The organism is Rahnella woolbedingensis (genome assembly GCF_003602095.1).
GTDB classification, from domain to species: Bacteria; Pseudomonadota; Gammaproteobacteria; order Enterobacterales; family Enterobacteriaceae; genus Rahnella; species Rahnella woolbedingensis.
This window is the reverse complement of sequence record NZ_RAHH01000039.1, coordinates 1-18,509: the sequence shown is the minus strand read 5'-3', so window position 1 is coordinate 18,509 and position 18,509 is coordinate 1. Positions and strand designations below refer to the sequence as shown.

Here is an 18,509-nt window from a genome sequence, read left to right as displayed (position 1 = left end):
TGCCAAAAAGATCCGCTTAAGGTAAATTTATTAACTTATATTTAACCATAACGGCGTTTTTCATCATGTGGTTAAGGTCAGGGATGTCTTCAGTAGTGACTGAAAAACATAAGTCCCGGCCTGAACGCTGTTTGTTACCCGTATTTCTTGCAGTCTTTTAGCATCGATTACTGACCACCAGAGGATTTCCACATGCAACCTGGTTGCATGAATACACAGCTGTGTACGTTGTTATTGGGAGTCATCATGGGCGATAAAAATTCATTATTACTGGCTGTTCTTGCTGCTGCAACGCTAGCGTTAGCCGCAGGCGCACAGGCCGCCGGAACCTTAACAGGGCAAGTGGGTGTTCAGTTGACCATCAGCACCGGTTGTACTGTCGGTAACGGTACATCAACCGGGGGCACCAACCAGTGGGGTACCCTGAACTTTGGTAATTACGCTGACCTGACCAGCGTCATCAACGGGACAGTATTTGGTGCCAACGGCACGGGTGCGGTCACCATCACCTGTAGCACCGGGCTGACACCGACGCTTTCACTCAATGGCGGGCTGGCGGCAACCGGCGGGCTGCGGACCATGACATCGAGCGGCAACAGCATTCCTTACCGCCTCTATTCTGACACTGCGCGTACGACAGAAATTGCGATCAACACGCCGATTACTCTGACGACGGGCACCACTGCGCAAAATATCCCAATTTATGGTCGTGTGCTGCCTGCTGACCAGACCAGCACTACGCCGGCTGCGGGGACATATAACGATACCGTTGTTGCCACTCTTTCCTGGTAAGGCTTTATTCCATCAGGGTCGGTTTCGCCTCTGACTGGCTTTTGTTTCAAGGAAGGAAAGATCATGGACATCAAGGTACTGCTGCTACTGCCAGCTATCCTGCTGGTGTCGATGCAGTTGCGCATTCCATTCAGTCAGGCGGCAACGATAGGCATCAGCGCCACGTTGCTGCCCGCCTGCAATGCGGGAACCACGACGTCCGGGAGCACCAGCTTCGGTACGCTGAATTTTGGCAATTATGCGTCGCTCACCAGCGCAATTAACGCCACCAGCGCGCAGCTGGCGGGGTCGATTCGCGTGAATTGCGTGAACGGGCTGACGTATAAAATTGTCATGGATGGTGGCAGCAGCGGCATGGTCACCGCCCGCAGGATGGTCAATACCACCAACAGCGCGCTGACCTTGCAGTACAACCTTTACACCACGGCGGCACGCACCACTGTCTGGGATAACGTGACCGGCGTGAGCGGCACCGGCAACGGCGCAGATCAGTGGAGCACGGTTTATGGCCGCGTTCCGGCACAGACCACGCCTGGTGCCGGTGTTTATCAGGATACGGTGAATGTCACCGTATCCTGGTAGAGGTTTTTATGCCTGCCCGTTTGCGGGTGCCGCCGGTGCTGCTCATGGTGCTGCCGCTCATACTGATGCCGGTAATAATGTGCAGCTCAGCGCGTGGCGCCACGGCCACTGCGACATTTACCGTGACGGCCACCCTCACCAATGGCTGCGTTTTCGGCAGCTCGCTTTCCAGCCCGACGACCAATCTCGGCACCATCAACTTCGGCTCGTTTCCTTCCGTTCCCACCAATGTCGATGTGGTCAGCACCTCGGGCGCAGGCTCGGTCGTGGTCACCTGCACGCCGGGCACAACGGTGGCGATTGGCATGGATTACGGCATACACGGCGGCTCCGCCACCCAGCGATATATGGCCAACAGCGGGGCCACCGCGACGCTGGGCTATCAGCTTTATCAGGACGCTGCGCGCACCGTGGTTTGGGGAACCGGCGCGCAGGCGATGACCATCAGCAGTTTCCCCTCGACAACACAAACTTACCCGGTCTATGGCCGGTTGTTTTCTTTCACGACGTCACCCACTGCGGGCACTTACACCGACACGGTAACCGTGACTCTCACTTATTGAATCATCAGGATATGAGCTATGACGACGACGTTCTCACGCATGATTGCTACCACCGCCCTGGCTGCGGCTCTGTTTTCCAGCATGGCGGTTCAGGCCGCCAGTTCGGTGCTGGTGTGGCCGGTCTATCAGATTATCGAATCGGATCAGAACGGATCGGCCCTGTGGCTGGAAAACCGCGGCGCGGATCCGGTGTCTTTACAGGTGCGCGTGCTGGCCTGGAAGCAGGAAAATTTTAATGAGAAGTATGCAGATCAGACCAACGTGGTCGCCAGCCCGCCATTCGCTACCGTGCCGCCGGGCCAGCGCCAACTGATCCGTTTGATCCGCAACACGCCGGTGCCCGCCAATACCGAACAGGCGTACCGCATTATCATCGATGAGATCCCCTCTCCACTCAACAGCGCCGGTGAGGGCAAAGACAAAGCCGTGGTCGGCCTGCAATTGCAGATGCGTTATCTTCTGCCGCTGTTTATGGATGGCGGCAGTTTATGGACCAACGATCGCCCTGATATGAAGCGCGATGCGTCAACGGCAACACGCCCGATCCTCACCTGGCGTTCGGTATCCGAAGGCGGCAAAACGTATTTGCAGGTGCGCAATACCGGCATCGTCCATGCGCGTCTGAGCAATGTGTTCTGGTCATCCGCAGACAACCAGAAGCAGGGCGTTAAAACCATGGTCGGTGGCTTTATGGGGTACGTGTTGCCGGGACAGCAGATGCGCTGGCCGGTACCGGCAGGCGTGACGCCGGGCGCACAGCTCAATGCTCAAATTGCGGATAACACCAAACCTATTGTTATTCCACGCGGCGAATAACAGCAGGAGCCGCAACGGATGCCAAAAAGACGTCTTCCCGGAGCAGGTTATCAGCCTCTGCTGATTTTCCGGGGAAGCCTGTGCCTGTTATACCTCAGTGCCTTTGGCGCGCAGGCACAGGAATACTCTTCACTGCCTGAAGCCCCGAGAGCGGCACCGGTGGTGACCGATGCCATGTTTTATCTGTCGATTGTGGTCAACGGCCAGACGGATAATCAGGTGGTGCCGGTGACGTATCGTAATAACGCGTATTTCGTCGAAGCCGGTGTACTGGCAAAAAATCACATCCACATTAACGGCCAGCAGGGGCTGATCAATGTCGGCGAACTGCCGGACGTGAAAGCGAAATACGATTCAGGCACGCAGCAGCTTATTTTAACGGTGCCGGACGCCTGGCTGCCGAACCAGAAGGTCAGCGGCGATCCGCTGATGAACTACACGCCGTCGCAAAGCAGCACCGGTCTGCTGTTTAACTACGATTCGTACTACACCGATCCACCCGGCGGTTCGAAATCCATCGCCACCTGGATGGAACAACGTTTATTCAGCAGCCTCGGGCTTTTCACCAATACCGGGACTTACCGCTATAACGTCGATAGTTCGGGCAATAACGAAAATGGCGGCAGCACCGCGCAGGACGGCTATCTGCGCTACGACACGTTCTGGCGATTCACGGACGAGAGGAACCTGATCAGCTATCAGGTCGGGGATTTCGTCAGCGATTCCCTGACCTGGAGTAATTCAGCGCGCATGGGTGGCTTGCGTATCAGCCGCAACTTTGCCGTCCGCCCGGATCTGGTGACCTACCCGCTGTTGCAATACAGCGGCACAGCGGCGGTACCGAGCACCGTTGACCTGTTCCTCAACGGCTACAAAGCCAGCAGTAACAATCTGAATTCCGGGCCGTTTACGCTGACCAACGTGCCGTATATCAATGGTGCCGGTGAAGCGACGATTGTCACCACCGATGCGGTCGGACGTCAGATTTCAACCAGGGTGCCGTTCTACGTTTCCAACACTTTACTGCGCAAAAATCTCAGCGATTTCGATTTCTCGCTGGGGGCGGTGCGCAACAATTATGGCGTCACCAACGGCGACTATTCAGATGCCGCATTCAGCGGGATTTACCGTTACGGGCTGAGCGATTATCTGACGCTGTCCGGACATACCGAAATTGTGCAAGGTCTGGCGCTGGGAGGTTTAGGGGCGGATGTCGCGGTGGGAACATGGGGGACGCTGAGCGTGTCCGGCAGCCAGAGTAAGGCCGATCACCCGCCGGTAAGCAGCGATAACCAGATAATTACGCAGGATAATTACAATAACGGGCTGACGCCGGGCATCCCGAATTCCAGCGGCGAAATCGACAATCCGCTGGGTGAGAATATCACTGATAAAAAGGATGGCAGTCAGTACACGCTGGGGTATTCCTACTATTCGACGATTTTCAGCCTTTCGGCGCTGCGCTCAAAACGCACGGTGGGATATCAGGATCTGACGTCATACACCAGCGACACGCGGCTCAGCCGTCAGGCCGATCAGGTGACGTTCAGCACCTCACCGTTCGGGTCTTCGAACGGCACGATGGGCATCGGGTATTACGACGTCGAAGCCTATGACAATTCACATACGCGGCTGGTGAATTTTTCCTACAGCCGCTCGCTGTGGGGGCAAAGCAGCATGTTTTTATCGCTCAATAAAACGCTGGGCGATAACGGCTACAGCGCGCAGCTGCAATTCATCATTCCGATTGGCACCAATATCAACATGAACGCAGGCGTACAGCGTGACAGCGCGGGCAATTATCAGGAGCAAATCGGCGCCAGCAAAGCCACGCCCACCGACGGCGGCCTCGGCTGGGATCTGGCCTACAGCGGCGGCAACGACCCCTATCAGCAGGCCGATGCCACCTGGAAATCCCGCTACGCCACCCTTCAGGGCGGGTTCTACGGCAATCAGGGGGATTACACCAACTGGGCTGATCTCAGCGGTTCAGTTGTGTTTATGGCCAATGACTGGTTCCTTTCTGACAAGATTAATGACGCCTTTATCGTGGTCGATACCGACCATTACGCCGACGTTCCGGTACTTTTCGAGAATCAGAAAATGGGCAAAACCGATAAGAACGGTCATCTGCTGATCCCGACCGTCAGCTCGTATTATCCGGCCAAAGTAGAAATCGACACCCTGCCGCTGCCCGCCGATGTGGTCGCTAATAACGTCAATGACCGAATAGCGGTGAAACAAGGCAGCGGCGTAGTGGTGAAATTCAACGTGGAGAAAGTGCTTTCGGCCAATATCACGCTGCATAACGCCGCCGGACAACCGCTGAAACCGGGCACGCTGGTCACAGAACAGAATACGCAGCAAACCACTGTGACCGGTTACGACGGGCTGGTGTACTTCTCGCATTTAAAGGAAAACAACGTGCTGAATATCCAGCAGGAAGACCATTCGGTATGCCGGGTCAGTTTCACGCTCAACCCTGATCTGCACAGCATTGAGCAGGTCGGGCCGCTGGCATGCCCTGGTAACACCACGGGCACAACAGCGGGCAGCCCGGCGAACGCAAAGCCAGGAGATCAATCATGAGAATATTCAGGCGATGGATCGGTCGCGTGTTAGTGCTGATGCTGTTTCTGGGCGCGTCATCGCAGGCTTTTGCCGGTTGTACCACGGCGGCCTCTACCATTACGCTGGGCACCCAGAACTCGTTTGCGGTCAGCACATCACCGCTGGTGACTGCGGGCGGCAGCGGATTAACCTGCACAGGACCGTTGCTGAGTATCGGCGGTACCAACACCATTACCGCCACCATTGGCGCCACACTGCATCCGAGCAGCACGCAGCCCCGCCTTTACAGCGCGGCGACCACCCAGTTTCTGCCTTACAACCTGTGCAAAGACAGCGGCTGCGCCACGGTGTATAACCAGGGCGATGTGATTAGCTGGAGCAGTACCACCGCACTGGGGTTACTGGGGCTGTTTTCCGGGCCGAACGGCACATTGCCGCTGTATGTGATGCCTAAAACGTTGTCCAATCTGGCGGCCGGCACCTACACCGACACCGTGCCTATTGCCTGGACGTGGAACATCTGCTCGGTGGCCATCGGGACATTGCTGTGTATTGCCGATACCGGCAACGTCAGTGGCACCGTCAACCTGACGCTCAACGTCACCAACTTTTGCTACATCGACAGCGCGCCAAATGTCGGTTTTGGCAGCGCCGCCCTGCCTTCCGGCCTGACGACCGTTGTCGCCAATACCATCAGCGTACGTTGTACGCTCAATGCCAGCTATTCCGTGAATCTTTCCAGCAGCGTACTGGCTTCCGGCGTGTACCGGCAGATGGCTTCTACCGTGGGCAACACCACCAGTTACCTGCAATATCAGATATTTAAAGGCGACAGCACGGTGTGGACGGCGGCAACCAACAGCAGCGCGACCGGCACCGGTACATCACAATCATTTCCGTATACCGCTTCGGTGAATTTGTCGCAAAGCAATCAGCCCGCCGGGAATTACAGCGATACAGTGACCGTCACAGTGACCTATTAATGATGGGAAAAACAGAACCGGTGCAGCGAATGCGCACCGGTTTAGGAGCAGAAAATCTTACAGCGCTTTCAGCGTCTTGATGGTCGCATCGACATCAATTTCATCTTCGGTGAACACATACGTGCTGTTCTGGAAGGTAGTGATCAGCAGCTTTTTCATGGTGCGGGTTTCCGCTTTTTTCTCTTCTTCCTGCGGGCGGATGCGGTTCATCAGCAGGCCCACGGACAGCACGGCGTTTTCTTTGTCGATCTTCGCTTCACCCGGCACTTCTTCGTTAAAGGCCAGGAAAGATTTGATGCTGGTGATTTTGATACGCTCACCAGCAATAAAGATGTATTTACTCTCTGGCTCGACTTTCACCGCAAAGGCGGAAAGGCCTTTGTTATTGGTGGTCGGCTCAAAAGTGACTGCCGCGTCTTTCTTAATCAGCTCAGGGTTTGCAACTTTAATCACGTGGAAATAACGGTTATCGCCGTTTTCATCTTTGATAAAACCGAAACCTTTATCTTCAAACCAGGTTGTGATTACGCCGTTCATCGCTTACCGCCTAAGTAATTATCTATTCAACATGTCAGTTTTTGCAGGGCGGCAGTGTAAAGCAGAATGAGGATAAAGTCCTGTGCTTTACTGCCTGATGCCCTCAGTTTATATCGCTTTTCGGAACGTCAGATTAAATCTGTAGGATCCGGTTAGCGGATGTTCGCCCGCTTTCAGCGGCAATACGCCGTGATACCGCAGCCGCGACGGGCCGCCCCACACCACAATATCGCCATGTGTCAGCGGCACGCGCTGCGTTTTATCGCTGCGCTCCATACCGCCAAACTGAAAAACAGCCGGTAAGCCCAGCGAGACAGAAACGATCGGCTGGCCGAAATCATGCTCGTCTTTGTCCTGATGCAGGCTCATTTTAGCACCGGGCTGATAACGGTTGATAAGACACGCATCCGGCTCGAATCCGGGGAATCCCGCCTGTTCTGCCGCTCTCACCGCAATCTGTCGAAACAGTTCCGGCATCGGCGGCCATTGCTGCTGGCTTTCCGGCGACGTCGCCTGATAACGGTAACCGGCTTTATCTGTCACCCAGCCGACATCCCCGCAGTTAGTCATCGCCACCGACATCGCGTAACCGCCGGGTGTGGCCCGGTACTGAAAAGGGACCAGTCCGGCGATACGGTCAATCTCCGCCAGCAGTGCCGCATCCTCTTCCAGCGCGGCACCGCGCAAAACCACCGCACCGGGACAGAGATCTTCACGCCAGTTCGGGTGAAAATCCGGATGATCGAAAAGATCTAAATTCATAACCGCCTCCGCTTATGCGTATCCACTAAGTATAACGGATGTCGCCTGAACGTCATTTGCACTGCCAGCGCGCGGCCAGAAAGTCGAGGAACGCCTTCGCCGCCGGGCCCATGTGCCGGTTCGGACGCACGCAATACACGCCGGTCTCCCGCCCCGTCCATTGTGGCAGGATCTGCACCAGATCCCCGGCGGTAATCGCCGCCGCCATAGTGACTGCAGAGTGAAAAGCGATGCCCTGGCCGTCGATACACAATCGTCGTGCGGCATCGGCGTTATCGACTTTGACCGATCCTTTTGGTGCCAGCGTACGTTCTTCAGCGTTCGGCTCTTCTACCTTCAGCTCTTCTACCTTAAAAAACAGCCGCCACAGTACGCCGTCATGGCTGGCAGAAGAGACAATGCAATCGTGCTGATGAAGATCTTCCGGTGCCGAAGGCGTGCCGTGTTCTTCCAGATAAGACGGGGCTGCCACCAGGATCCGCCGGTTATCCAGCATCTTATGGGCAATCAGAGAAGAATCCTTCATGCGGCCAATCCGAAACGCCAGCATGATGCCCTCAGTAACCAGATCTGCGTAGTCATCCGTCAGACGCAGATCCAGCTGCACCTGCGGACAGACCGCCAGAAACCCGCGAAGATGCGGCACGATATGAGTATGGCCAAACGCCACCGGCGCGCTCACGACCAGCGGCCCGGAGGGAAGCGTCTGCTCATCACGTACCCTGACGGCAGCTTGGTTGAGCTGCAACAGCGCCTGATGGCATTCGACATAATAGCGCTTGCCGGTTTCTGTCAGCGACATCGCCCGCGTAGTCCGGTTAAGCAGCGTGGTGCCCAGCGCCTGTTCCAGCGTTTTGATAAAGCGACTGACGGAAGAAGGTGTGATGCCCAGCGCGCTGGCGGCACGGGCAAAACTATGATGCTCAACCACCGCGACAAAGGTTTGTACCAGATGCAGGGACGGCGCTTTCATTATTGCTCTCAGAGAATGAATGAATGTTATTTCCGGCTATTATCAGGAAAATTCAGCATGATTAGAATGATTCTTTTCCTGAGGAGCCATTCTATGAAAACGCCATCTGCCAGCCTGTTTCGCGAACTGCATCTGCAAGATAGCCCGCTGAAATTACCCAACGCCTGGGACGCAGGCAGCGCGCGCCAGATTGAACGTCTGGGGGCAACTGCGATTGCGACCACCAGCGCGGGCGTCGCCTGGTCTCTGGGCTATCGCGACGGTAATCAACTGCCGGTAGAGGAATATGTTGCCCGCGCAGCCTCGATTTTTCGGATAATTTCAGTACCGCTTTCTGCCGATATCGAAGGCGGTTACAGCGAGGTTCCGGCCACGGTGGCGTTATCCGTCTCACGGTTTATAGATGCGGGCGTAGTGGGTATCAACATTGAGGACGGCGCAGGCTTACCGCATGTGTTGTGTCGCAAAATTGAAGCCATAAGAGCCGCCAGCGTCCGACTTGGAGTGGATCTTTATATCAACGTGCGCACCGATGTTTACGCGCGTAATTTGGTTCCTGCTGCCGGAAAACCGTCTGAAGTCATCACGCGGGCGCAGGCTTACCGCAAGGCCGGTGCCGACGGCATTTTTGTTCTCGGGCTGGCGGATGCCGCAGAAATGCGCGCCATTGCTGACGGCACGGATTTGCTGCTCAACGTAGCGGTCTGGCCGGGATTGCCACCGCTCAGCGAACTCGCAGACCTGGGTGTACGCCGCCTCAGTGCCGGTTCCTGGCTACCGCAAAGTTTATGGGCGCAGAATGCACGCTTAGTCAGCGGGTTCCTGCAGGAAGATAACGCGCAAGCCATGATCGCCGACGCTGCGCCCTACTCTGCCATCAACGCGCTGTTTTAATTCACCGCCCCGAATCCACAGAAATGAGACCACGGGCGGTACGGGAAGATTGTAGGGTTGTATCGTTTCAGCTAAGGTTCATTGAGACTAAATGCCCCTATCAGGAGAACGAAATGAGTCGGGAAATTAATAAAGATACGCAATTGTGTATGTCCCTTTCCGGTCGTCCGGGAAATTTCGGCACGCGTTTTCATAATTACCTCTATCAGGCGTTAGACCTGAATTTTGTCTACAAAGCTTTCTCTACCAAAGATATCGAAGCCGCGGTGAAAGGCGTGCGCGCGCTGGGCATCCGTGGCTGCGCGGTGTCGATGCCGTTCAAGGAAGCCTGCATTCCTTTCCTCGATGAACTGGATCCTTCCGCTACCGCCATTCAGTCCGTGAACACCATCGTCAACGACGACGGTTTCCTGCGTGCGTATAACACCGACTATATTGCCGTCGCTAAATTGCTCGACAGCCATCAGGTACCACGTGACGCCGTCTTCGCCCTGCGCGGCAGCGGCGGTATGGGTAAAGCCGTGGTCGCCGCCATTCGTGACGCCGGATTCAAAAAGGGTTTCATCATTGCCCGCAATGAAGCCAATGGCCGTGCGCTGGCAGAAGAATATGGCTATGAATGGAAAGCCGAAGTGGGTGATTTACCGGTAGATATGGTGGTGAACGTCACGCCAATCGGTATGCCCGGTGCCCAGGAAGCCGATTCTCTGGCGTTTGAAAAGCAGGTGATTGACCGCGCCAGCACCGTGTTTGACGTGGTGGTTGCGCCGGGCGGAACACCGCTTATCCGCTATGGCCGCGAACAGGGCAAAAAAATCATCACCGGCGAAGAAGTCGCGGCATTACAGGCCGTCGAGCAGTTTGTGCTGTACACAGGCAAACGTCCGTCAGACGAACTGATCGGGAAGGCTGCGGAGCACGCACGGGGTTAAGTACCCTGCCAGAAAGTAAAAGCCTCTCACAAGAGAGGCTTTTTGATTTACGCCGGTGGATCACCGCACCAGGCACGGCCTTTTCGGATCAAACTTCCAGTCCGGCACAAGGAACTGCATCCCCTGCGCGTCGTCGCGTGCGCCGAGTCCCATACCTTTATACAGTTCATGGGCTTTCATCACCTGATCCATATCCAGCTCTACGCCCAGACCCGGCTGTTCCGGCACGCGCACTTTGCCGCCTTTGATCTGCAACGGTTCTTTGGTCAGGCGCTGATTGCCTTCCTGCCAGATCCAGTGCGTGTCGATAGCGGTGATTTTGCCCGGTGCCGCAGCGGCCACCTGAGTAAACATCGCCAGCGAAATATCGAAGTGGTTATTTGAGTGCGAGCCCCAGGTCAGGCCCCATTCGTGGCACATCTGCGCCACGCGTACTGAACCCTGCATGGTCCAGAAATGCGGATCCGCCAGCGGGATATCCACGGATTTCAGCTGGATGGTATGCCCCATCTGACGCCAGTCGGTGGCAATCATATTCGTCGCCGTCGGCAAACCGGTCGCCTGACGGAACTCCGCCATCACCTCACGGCCGGAGAAACCCTGCTCCGCGCCACACGGGTCTTCCGCATAGGCCAGCACGCCGCGCAGTTGTTTACCCAGCGCGATCGCTTCATTCAGCGACCAGGCACCGTTCGGATCGAGAGTGATGCGCGCCTGCGGGAATCGCTGCGCCAGCGCGGTCACGGCTTCAGCTTCTTCACTGCCCGCCAGCACGCCGCCTTTGAGTTTGAAATCATTGAAGCCGTATTTCTCATAAGCCGCTTCCGCCAGACGCACCACCGCCGCCGGTGTCAGCGCTTCTTCGTGGCGCAGCCGGTACCAGTCACAGCTGTCGCCCGGCTGGCTCTGATAGCCCAGCGAAGTCTTGTTGCGGTCACCGACATAGAACAGATAGCCGAGCATTTCGACTTCATCGCGCTGCTGGCCATCACCCAGAAGGGATGCCACGGTCACGCCCAGATGCTTACCGAGCAAATCCAGCATCGCCGCTTCAATGGCGGTGACAACGTGGATGGTGGTGCGTAAATCGAAAGTCTGTAATCCGCGTCCTGAAGCATCGCGGTCGGCGAACTTTTCGCGCACAGCAGTCATCACGTTTTTGTATTCACCCAGCGTTTTGCCAATCACCAGCAGCGCAGAATCCTCCAGCGTCTGGCGGATCTTCTCGCCGCCCGGCACTTCGCCGACGCCGGTATTACCGCTGCTGTCTTTGAGGATCAGAATATTACGGGTGAAAAACGGCGCGTGTGCACCGCTGAGATTGAGCAACATGCTGTCGTGTCCGGCAACCGGGACAACCTGCATGGAAACAATTTTTGGTGTAGATGAAGCACTCATACTCACTCCTTATTGATTCAGATTCCGTAATCAGCGGCCCATGGCCGGGCGCTTACGATCGAATGTCCAGCCGGGGATCAGGTACTGCATGGCGATGGCATCATTGCGCGCACCGGACGGCAGTTTCTTGTGCAGTTCATGCGCGCGGCGGATCTGATCCATATCGATCTCCACACCCAGCCCCGGTTTTTCAGGTACTTTTATTTTTCCGTTCACAATTTGCAGCGGTTCTTTAGTCAGACGCTGATTGCCTTCCTGCCAGATCCAGTGCGTATCAATGGCCGTCGGTTTACCCGGCACCGCCGCGCCAACGTGGGTAAACATCGCCAGCGAAATATCGAAATGGTTATTGGAATGGCAACCCCACATCAGGCCCCATTCATCACAAAGTTGCGCCACGCGCACCGCGCCGTGCATGGTCCAGAAATGCGGATCGGCCAGCGGAATATCCACCGACTGCAACATCACCGCATGCTGCATCTCACGCCAGTTGGTGGCGATCATGTTGGTCGCCACCGGCAGACCGGTCGCACGGCGGAATTCCGCCATCACTTCGCGGCCTGAAAACCCCTGCTCTGCACCACACGGATCTTCGGCATAACTGAGGATCCCGTGCAGGTCTTTGCACAGGTCGACTGCTTCATCGAGCAGCCACGCGCCATTCGGATCGACGGTAATGCGCGCATCCGGGAAACGTTTTGCCAGCGCTTTTACCGCGTCGATTTCCTGCTCGCCCGGCAGCACGCCGCCTTTGAGTTTGAAATCTTTAAAACCGTAGCGGTCCTGCGCGGCTTCCGCCAGTCGCACCACCGCCTCACTGTTCATCGCTTCCTGATGACGCAGGTGATACCAGTCGTGAACGCCGCGCGCACCTTCCTGATACGGCAAATCGGTTTTCTGCCGGTCGCCGACGTAGAACAGATATCCCAGCACCGTCACTTCATCACGCTGTTTACCCGGCCCGAGGAGTTCGCACACCGGAACGCCGAGGAATTTTCCCATCAGATCTAACAGCGCCGCTTCCAGTGCCGCGACGGCGTTGACGCGCAGTTCAAACGTCCACGCGCCTTTGCCAAAGGAGTCAAAATCCGAAGACTGATTACCGACATGGATCTGGTGCACCAGCCGGTTCATGCGCGCCACTTCCTGGCCTTTTACCCGGGGAATAGCTTCCACCAGCGTGTTGTAAATCACCTCTCCGCCCGGTGCTTCACCCACGCCGGTGTTCCCGGCGCTGTCGGTCAGAATAACGATATTGCGGGTAAAATAAGCGCCATGCGCGCCGCCGATGTTCATCAGCATGCTGTCATGCCCCGCCACCGGAATGACCTGCATGTCAGTGATCACCGGTGAGGATTGCGTATTCATCATGATTCTCCTTGGGCTCAGAAGGCGCGTAACTGGATACGTTCGATTTTACCGACGATAAACACGTAGCTGACGACCGCCAATAACGCGTGGACTCCGACATAAATCAGCGCGCCGTTGAATGATCCTGTGCTGCCGATAATGTAGCCGATAGCAATTGGCGTGATGATGCCGGAGACGTTACCGAACATGTTGAACAGCCCGCCGCTCAGCCCGCTGATCTCTTTCGGTGCGGTATCGGCCATGACTGCCCAGCCCAGCGCCCCCAGCCCTTTGCCAAAGAAGGCAAACGCCATAATGCCCACCACCATCCATTCGGTATCAACGTAGTTGCAGAAGATCATCGATATCGACAACAACATGCCGACCACAATCGGCACTTTACGCGACAGCGTAAGGTTGCCGGTTCTGCGCAGCAGCCAGTCGGAAATAATCCCGCCCAGTACGCCACCGAGGAATCCGCAAATCGCAGGCACGGAGGCCACCATCCCGGCTTTCAGGATTGACATGCCGCGCGCCTGCACCAGATATACCGGGAACCAGGTGATGAAAAAGTAGGTCAGCGCATTGATGCAGTACTGGCCGATGTAGATGCCAATCATCATGCGCGATTTCATTAACTGTTTAATCTGGAAAAGCCTTTCACCTTTGACTGCCGCTTTTTTGGTGGTTTTCTGATCCATATTGATCAGCGCGCCACCGGCTTCCATGTAATCAAGTTCGGCCTGATTCACACCCGGATGATCTTTGGGATCGTGGATCACTTTCAGCCAGATGAAACTCAGCACGATCCCGAGTCCGCCCATGAAGAAGAACACATGCGACCAGCCGACTTCATGTGTCAGCCAGCCCATGATCGGGGCGAAAATCACGGTCGCAAAATACTGGGCGGAGTTAAAAATCGACACGGCGGTACCGCGTTCCTGCGCCGGGAACCACGCAGCGACGATACGGCTGTTGCCCGGAAAAGAGGGTGCTTCAGCCAACCAGACCAGAAAGCGTAACGCGAACAGCGAGACCACAATGCCAAAGCCGCTGAACACATCGACAAAGCCTTGCAGCAAGGTAAATAAAGACCAGATGAAAATACTGTAGAAATAAACTTTTTTAGACCCGAATTTATCCAGCAACCAGCCGCCGGGTATTTGTCCGATGACATAGGCCCATGAAAATGCCGAAAAAATATATCCCATCCCGACAGAATCCAGCCCGATATCTTTCGCCATTGCCGAACCGGCAATAGAGAGTGTGGCACGATCGCCATAATTAAATGAGGTGACAATAAATAACATCACCACTATCCAGTAGCGCGCGTTAGTTCTTTTTTTATGGCACTGGCTGCTGAAGCGGTAGTTTCCATGGTGTTCTCCAAAATTAATGACAACGCCTCTAAACAGAGATAAAAGTCAATCCATTCACAGAACTGTAGGGTTCAGAGAGGAAGGAGCGCAGCCAGTATAAGAACAACACTTGAGCAACTCATTAGGCAAAGCACCAAGCATCAGCGCGGCTTTGCATTTATCTTAAGGCGAATGCCCAGCGTCATGCGAGTCAGTTCACGAAAAATGAAACAGCTGTGATGAGCATCACGCAATCATGAATTAAAGGAAAGGACTCGCGGCAAGACTTATAAATACATTCAGAGAGAGAATAATTAACTTTAAAAAACCTTTAATATCATATTTCATATCTTAAATTTACCGGCGTAAAGTGGTGCCTGTCATTTTATTTTCTAAAGTAAAGTTAAAGGACATCATAATATGGCAAAGGGATTTTTTCTCAGAATAGGTGATAAGACGACCTGCTGCGGAGATATCCTCAGCGGCAGCTCAACATTACGCTTTCATGGTGTTCCCTGCGCACGGGTGGGAGATAAGGTCACCTGCGGTAAATTCCCGGGTATATTTGCAATCGTCGGAGGTTTGCCCAAAAGACGTAATGAAGGTTTGCTGCTGGCGGGGACGTTACACAGCGTCAGTTCCTGCCCTTGCCGGGCAACCTTTATTCACACCATTGAAAACGGGTATCAAAAAAGAACCGCCATCATTCCTGACGTCCCCGGTCTTGATGGCCTGCAGCCCGACATCCTTAATGATGATGGACAACCTGAGCAGCATGCCCAATCAGCTACGCCATTCCAAACTCCCGGATAAGGCTCCGCTTATAGCGCCTGACTTATCTCCTGAGCAGTCCACCCCATCTGAAGAAGAGCCAAAACGTGAAATCACGATCACATTGGGTGTATTTTTCGATGGCACCGGAAATAACGCGGTCAATACCGAAAATATGCTTAAAGCCTGCTCCAGTGAGCATTTCAATCTGAGCGATGCGGACGCACAGTCGGTGCCGGTTCAATGCGGGCAAAAACAAATGGGGTTATCGGGGTTTGAAGCCAGCAGCTATACCGGGTATTACACCAATGTGCATTGGCTGTATACGTTGTATAAGGTCGATCTCCCGGTGGAGTCTGGGGCCGCTCAGCAGGCAATATATGTAGAGGGAATTGGCACAAGAGCAGGCAGCCCCGATAGTCCTGTTGGTTTGGGGTTGGGTATTTCTGATACCGGCAGACACTTGCTGAACGGGAGATGTTAAGTCTGGCCCCCACCATCGCGCCGGTGATGCGCACAAACAATATCGTGCCTGAAACATGGTATGACGACCGGATGCCACAGGATCGCTATGGCAGCTTTCAAAAGCGAAGCTTTGCGGCGCTGCTGCTGAAAGACCGGATAGTAAAAATGACTGGTCCAAGGTAGTACTGCGAGTGATGCTTGATGCGGCACAGGAGGCGGGGGCTGTTTTTAATCTTATAGACCCATTAAATCCGGACATGAAACTCCCTCAGGAACTGTCCTCCTTTTGTACTAAAGCTATTGCACTGGGTAAAGCAACGCGTGCAGCCCCAACCACCCAAGGCTTCACCACAGATGAGATAGACCAGATAGCCAGAGATTACATTCATTGTTCGGCAAACTGGAACGCAGTAGTCACAGATACTCGTGGAAGTATTAAAGGTGGCACATCCCCCGCTGAAATGATTAGTTTCACCGGGCGCCCTGATGAGAACTGGCGACGCTCTGAATACAACATGGACGGTAAAAAACTATGATGATTAAACACGCTCAGGGTCTGATGTTGATATTAAGCCTGGCTGCCTGTCAGCCGGCGCCATCACATCACGGACGATCAGCACCCGTCGCCGGGGGAGACTGGACTCTGCCCTACGGTAAATGGGAGTTTGCCTTCTTCACCCCCAAGGCACTCCCCGCGATCGTGACACACGTACGCATTGTCGATACCGCCGGTTACCTCGACACGTTTAATACGCTGGATGGAACCCAGGATAATCCTTCCAGCGTCGAGAGGTGGAGCGATAAAGTTAGAAGAAGCTCGATCCATTTCAATAAAGCCAGCCATCCCCCGCAGTATATGATTTTCTGCTGGGACTCCATTATTGATATGAAGACTTACGAAACCAGTCTGTTTTTTCCGCAAGAGGTCTGGCAGAAAATGAAAACACCTGCCAGCTATAAGGCACTTTCTGGCAGCACCGTCTGGTATAAAACTATGCTATTTGGCCTGGCTCCGGAAGGGAAAGTCAGAGTCTGGCTGCAGGACGTGGGTAATCATCCTAATTATCCGGTACCTGTTACAGACCTTACCACCGTATCGGGGGATAAACTGACTGTTTGTAAAGGGATTACTCGGCATACCAAAGGATATGGATATACCCAAACGACACAGGAATTTATCAAAGGAAAAACCTACCCCTACGGCGAATGGTGAATGGTGAATGGTGAATGGTGAATGGTGAATGGTGAATGGTGAATGGTGAATGGTGAATGGTGAATGGTGAATATTCTCCGGCAGTTCAAGATGTTTATTCATCACTTATCCATGATCATTATCTAATTGCAGGGCCACATACAGCAGCAGGCGATCGTCGAAATTACCCAGATCTAATCCGGTTAATTCGGAAATTCTGTTCAGACGATATTCCAGTGTATTACGGTGAATATATAACGCTTTCGACGTGGCTGTCGGCTGGACGTTATTATGGAACCACGACGCCAGGGTACGCCGGAGTAAACCGTTGTTGTCGGTGGCTTTTAAACGCGCCAGCGGTCGCACCAGTTCGTCGGCCTGCCAGCCGCCGCGCAGACTGTCGAGCAGTACCGGCAGGATCAGATCCTGATAGAAGTAACAGCGCTGCTCCGGCATCCGCTGTTTACCGACGGTCATGGTAGTACGCGCGGTGCGGTACGAGCGGGCAATGCTGCCGGGGCCGGTGAAAAAGTTGCCCAGCGAAATGCGCACACGCAGACGACCTGTTTCAGTCATACGGGAAAGCAGGTGATCGATACGCTGACGGTGGCCGTCTGCATCCCAGCGGTCGTAGCTGTTCAGCGCCGGTTTTAGCACCACCATTTCGGTAAGGGATACAATGGCGATCAGATTGTCGCGCTCCGGAGTCGTCAGCAACGTTTGCAGCTGTTGCAGTTCGGCCATCGCGGAATCAACGCCGAGCTGGCCGCTGTCGACCTCGACCACGGCCGCCACACGAGGGCGGTTCAGATCTATGCCCAGACGTTGCGCCCATTCCATCAGCGCCGGAGAAAGTTCGTCTACGCGGATAAGATTGAGCACCAGTTCTTCACGCAGACGGCTGTCCTGTGCCAGCATATGCAGCAAACGCGCCTGTTCCAGCATCATTTCGGCGGTCATACACACCAGCTCGCCATATTGCCGTAACTGAGCCGGATTGCCGGTCAGGCCGATTACGCCGACGATCAGCCCGTCGATGCGCAGCGGCAGGTTGATCCCCGGACGCACACCGTGCAGATGCCTTGCTACGCCTTCGTCGATATCGACAATACGTTCCTGTGAAATTGCCAGCAAAGCACCTTCGTGCAATTCGCCAAGACGCTGATCGTCACCACTGCCGATAATTCTTCCGCGTCCATCCATGACATTCACATTACTATCAATAATTTGCATGGTGCGGGCAACAATCTGTTGCGCCAGCTTTGCATCGAGATGATACGCCGACATGGATCCCCTGCCTTGGCTTATTGTTTTGTTGTTCAGAGAGCATACCCAGCCGTTTGCTGCCATACATTATGCAAATGCCCAAAGAGCGGAAGCACCTATTGAAGTTGCGGGTAAAGTCACATTTTTAAGCAAATGCCCAACTGGCATCAGGAATTGTCATAAAACACTTTCATATAAGACGGGCATAAAAAAGGCACGCCGGAGCGTAATGCCGATCGTTTAAGGATCAGTTGACCGATCCGGTGGCTCGTGTAAAAAGGGTTCATGCTCAACATGGACCCTT

Annotated in this window: 18 protein-coding genes and 1 pseudogene; 12 read left to right on the top strand and 7 right to left on the bottom strand. The window is 54.6% G+C overall.

Annotated elements, in window-relative coordinates:
- Window positions 1–246 precede the first annotated feature (246 nt).
- The 6 genes from D6C13_RS23000 to D6C13_RS22975 all read left to right on the top strand — a co-directional run bounded on the left by D6C13_RS23000 (window position 247) and on the right by D6C13_RS22975 (window position 6,307).
- Entirely contained in the window at window positions 247–792 is a 546-nt protein-coding gene (locus tag D6C13_RS23000) for a Csu type fimbrial protein (RefSeq protein ID WP_120135004.1), read from the top strand.
- 63 nt (window positions 793–855) lie between these two features.
- Complete coding sequence (locus D6C13_RS22995; RefSeq protein ID WP_120134989.1) at window positions 856–1,374, top strand: Csu type fimbrial protein; 519 nt, start codon at window positions 856–858, stop codon at window positions 1,372–1,374.
- Window positions 1,375–1,418: 44 nt separating this feature from the next.
- Window positions 1,419–1,937 (top strand): Csu type fimbrial protein, encoded by a 519-nt coding sequence (locus tag D6C13_RS22990; protein WP_208642935.1) that lies wholly within the window; start codon window positions 1,419–1,421, stop codon window positions 1,935–1,937.
- A gap of 18 nt (window positions 1,938–1,955) precedes the next feature.
- Complete coding sequence (locus D6C13_RS22985; RefSeq protein WP_244212762.1) at window positions 1,956–2,753, top strand: fimbrial biogenesis chaperone; 798 nt, start codon at window positions 1,956–1,958, stop codon at window positions 2,751–2,753.
- A gap of 18 nt (window positions 2,754–2,771) precedes the next feature.
- Window positions 2,772–5,342, top strand: coding sequence for a fimbria/pilus outer membrane usher protein (locus D6C13_RS22980; RefSeq protein WP_120134987.1), 2,571 nt, complete (start codon window positions 2,772–2,774; stop codon window positions 5,340–5,342).
- Entirely contained in the window at window positions 5,339–6,307 is a 969-nt protein-coding gene (locus tag D6C13_RS22975) for a Csu type fimbrial protein (RefSeq protein WP_120134986.1), read from the top strand. Before D6C13_RS22980 ends, D6C13_RS22975 begins: the two co-directional genes overlap by 4 nt.
- Before the next feature lie 57 nt (window positions 6,308–6,364).
- On the opposite strand, the gene D6C13_RS22970 is transcribed toward D6C13_RS22975, so the two are convergent.
- The 3 genes from D6C13_RS22970 to D6C13_RS22960 form a co-directional block, all read right to left on the bottom strand.
- Window positions 6,365–6,844 (bottom strand): cold-shock protein, encoded by a 480-nt coding sequence (locus D6C13_RS22970; protein ID WP_120134985.1) that lies wholly within the window; start codon window positions 6,842–6,844, stop codon window positions 6,365–6,367.
- A gap of 108 nt (window positions 6,845–6,952) precedes the next feature.
- The gene (gene alkB, locus D6C13_RS22965; RefSeq protein WP_120134984.1) at window positions 6,953–7,606 is read right to left on the bottom strand and encodes a DNA oxidative demethylase AlkB; all 654 of its coding nucleotides are present in this window, start codon (window positions 7,604–7,606) and stop codon (window positions 6,953–6,955) included.
- Between the two features lie 52 nt (window positions 7,607–7,658).
- Entirely contained in the window at window positions 7,659–8,579 is a 921-nt protein-coding gene (locus D6C13_RS22960; RefSeq protein ID WP_120134983.1) for a LysR family transcriptional regulator, read from the bottom strand.
- Between the two features lie 93 nt (window positions 8,580–8,672).
- Between D6C13_RS22960 and D6C13_RS22955 the strand changes: the two genes are divergently transcribed.
- The gene (locus D6C13_RS22955; RefSeq protein ID WP_120134982.1) at window positions 8,673–9,473 is read left to right on the top strand and encodes an isocitrate lyase/PEP mutase family protein; all 801 of its coding nucleotides are present in this window, start codon (window positions 8,673–8,675) and stop codon (window positions 9,471–9,473) included.
- A gap of 113 nt (window positions 9,474–9,586) precedes the next feature.
- Window positions 9,587–10,405, top strand: a complete 819-nt coding sequence (locus D6C13_RS22950; RefSeq protein ID WP_120134981.1) for a shikimate 5-dehydrogenase — start codon at window positions 9,587–9,589, stop codon at window positions 10,403–10,405.
- Window positions 10,406–10,465: 60 nt separating this feature from the next.
- On the opposite strand, the gene gudD is transcribed toward D6C13_RS22950, so the two are convergent.
- The 3 genes and pseudogenes from gudD to D6C13_RS22935 form a co-directional block, all read right to left on the bottom strand.
- On the bottom strand, window positions 10,466–11,803 hold the full coding sequence (gene gudD, locus D6C13_RS22945) for a glucarate dehydratase (protein ID WP_120134980.1): 1,338 nt from the start codon (window positions 11,801–11,803) through the stop codon (window positions 10,466–10,468).
- A gap of 30 nt (window positions 11,804–11,833) precedes the next feature.
- Window positions 11,834–13,174, bottom strand: a complete 1,341-nt coding sequence (locus D6C13_RS22940) for an enolase C-terminal domain-like protein (protein WP_208642934.1) — start codon at window positions 13,172–13,174, stop codon at window positions 11,834–11,836.
- Window positions 13,175–13,188: 14 nt separating this feature from the next.
- Window positions 13,189–14,531, bottom strand: a pseudogene (locus D6C13_RS22935) (MFS transporter).
- Between the two features lie 400 nt (window positions 14,532–14,931).
- Between D6C13_RS22935 and D6C13_RS25960 the strand changes: the two are divergent.
- From D6C13_RS25960 to D6C13_RS22925, 4 genes are all read left to right on the top strand, one after another.
- Window positions 14,932–15,324 (top strand): PAAR domain-containing protein, encoded by a 393-nt coding sequence (locus D6C13_RS25960; RefSeq protein WP_244212760.1) that lies wholly within the window; start codon window positions 14,932–14,934, stop codon window positions 15,322–15,324.
- Window positions 15,263–15,766 carry a hypothetical protein gene (locus D6C13_RS25955; protein WP_244212758.1) on the top strand — a complete coding sequence of 168 codons (504 nt, stop codon included), beginning with the start codon at window positions 15,263–15,265 and terminating at the stop codon, window positions 15,764–15,766. The genes D6C13_RS25960 and D6C13_RS25955 overlap by 62 nt, the downstream gene beginning before the upstream one ends.
- Before the next feature lie 172 nt (window positions 15,767–15,938).
- Window positions 15,939–16,283: a hypothetical protein gene (locus D6C13_RS25950; RefSeq protein WP_244212756.1), complete on the top strand. Its 345-nt coding sequence runs from the start codon at window positions 15,939–15,941 to the stop codon at window positions 16,281–16,283.
- Entirely contained in the window at window positions 16,280–16,960 is a 681-nt protein-coding gene (locus D6C13_RS22925; protein WP_120134978.1) for a DUF2931 family protein, read from the top strand. Before D6C13_RS25950 ends, D6C13_RS22925 begins: the two co-directional genes overlap by 4 nt.
- A gap of 105 nt (window positions 16,961–17,065) precedes the next feature.
- Here D6C13_RS22925 and D6C13_RS22920 read toward each other — a convergent pair whose 3' ends face one another.
- Entirely contained in the window at window positions 17,066–18,226 is a 1,161-nt protein-coding gene (locus D6C13_RS22920; protein WP_120134977.1) for a CdaR family transcriptional regulator, read from the bottom strand.
- Window positions 18,227–18,509 lie beyond the last annotated feature (283 nt).

What these genes read in the sequence shown, in the direction of transcription:
- D6C13_RS23000 (WP_120135004.1), top strand. Translation starts at nt 247, where the DNA reads ATGGGCGATAAAAATTCATTATTACTGGCTGTTCTTGCTGCTGCAACG.
- D6C13_RS22995 (WP_120134989.1), top strand. Translation starts at nt 856, where the DNA reads ATGGACATCAAGGTACTGCTGCTACTGCCAGCTATCCTGCTGGTGTCG.
- D6C13_RS22990 (WP_208642935.1), top strand. Translation starts at nt 1,419, where the DNA reads ATGGTGCTGCCGCTCATACTGATGCCGGTAATAATGTGCAGCTCAGCG.
- D6C13_RS22985 (WP_244212762.1), top strand. Translation starts at nt 1,956, where the DNA reads ATGACGACGACGTTCTCACGCATGATTGCTACCACCGCCCTGGCTGCG.
- D6C13_RS22980 (WP_120134987.1), top strand. Translation starts at nt 2,772, where the DNA reads ATGCCAAAAAGACGTCTTCCCGGAGCAGGTTATCAGCCTCTGCTGATT.
- D6C13_RS22975 (WP_120134986.1), top strand. Translation starts at nt 5,339, where the DNA reads ATGAGAATATTCAGGCGATGGATCGGTCGCGTGTTAGTGCTGATGCTG.
- D6C13_RS22970 (WP_120134985.1), bottom strand. Translation starts at nt 6,844, where the DNA reads ATGAACGGCGTAATCACAACCTGGTTTGAAGATAAAGGTTTCGGTTTT.
- alkB (WP_120134984.1), bottom strand. Translation starts at nt 7,606, where the DNA reads ATGAATTTAGATCTTTTCGATCATCCGGATTTTCACCCGAACTGGCGT.
- D6C13_RS22960 (WP_120134983.1), bottom strand. Translation starts at nt 8,579, where the DNA reads ATGAAAGCGCCGTCCCTGCATCTGGTACAAACCTTTGTCGCGGTGGTT.
- D6C13_RS22955 (WP_120134982.1), top strand. Translation starts at nt 8,673, where the DNA reads ATGAAAACGCCATCTGCCAGCCTGTTTCGCGAACTGCATCTGCAAGAT.
- D6C13_RS22950 (WP_120134981.1), top strand. Translation starts at nt 9,587, where the DNA reads ATGAGTCGGGAAATTAATAAAGATACGCAATTGTGTATGTCCCTTTCC.
- gudD (WP_120134980.1), bottom strand. Translation starts at nt 11,803, where the DNA reads ATGAGTGCTTCATCTACACCAAAAATTGTTTCCATGCAGGTTGTCCCG.
- D6C13_RS22940 (WP_208642934.1), bottom strand. Translation starts at nt 13,174, where the DNA reads ATGATGAATACGCAATCCTCACCGGTGATCACTGACATGCAGGTCATT.
- D6C13_RS25960 (WP_244212760.1), top strand. Translation starts at nt 14,932, where the DNA reads ATGGCAAAGGGATTTTTTCTCAGAATAGGTGATAAGACGACCTGCTGC.
- D6C13_RS25955 (WP_244212758.1), top strand. Translation starts at nt 15,263, where the DNA reads ATGATGATGGACAACCTGAGCAGCATGCCCAATCAGCTACGCCATTCC.
- D6C13_RS22925 (WP_120134978.1), top strand. Translation starts at nt 16,280, where the DNA reads ATGATGATTAAACACGCTCAGGGTCTGATGTTGATATTAAGCCTGGCT.
- D6C13_RS22920 (WP_120134977.1), bottom strand. Translation starts at nt 18,226, where the DNA reads ATGTCGGCGTATCATCTCGATGCAAAGCTGGCGCAACAGATTGTTGCC.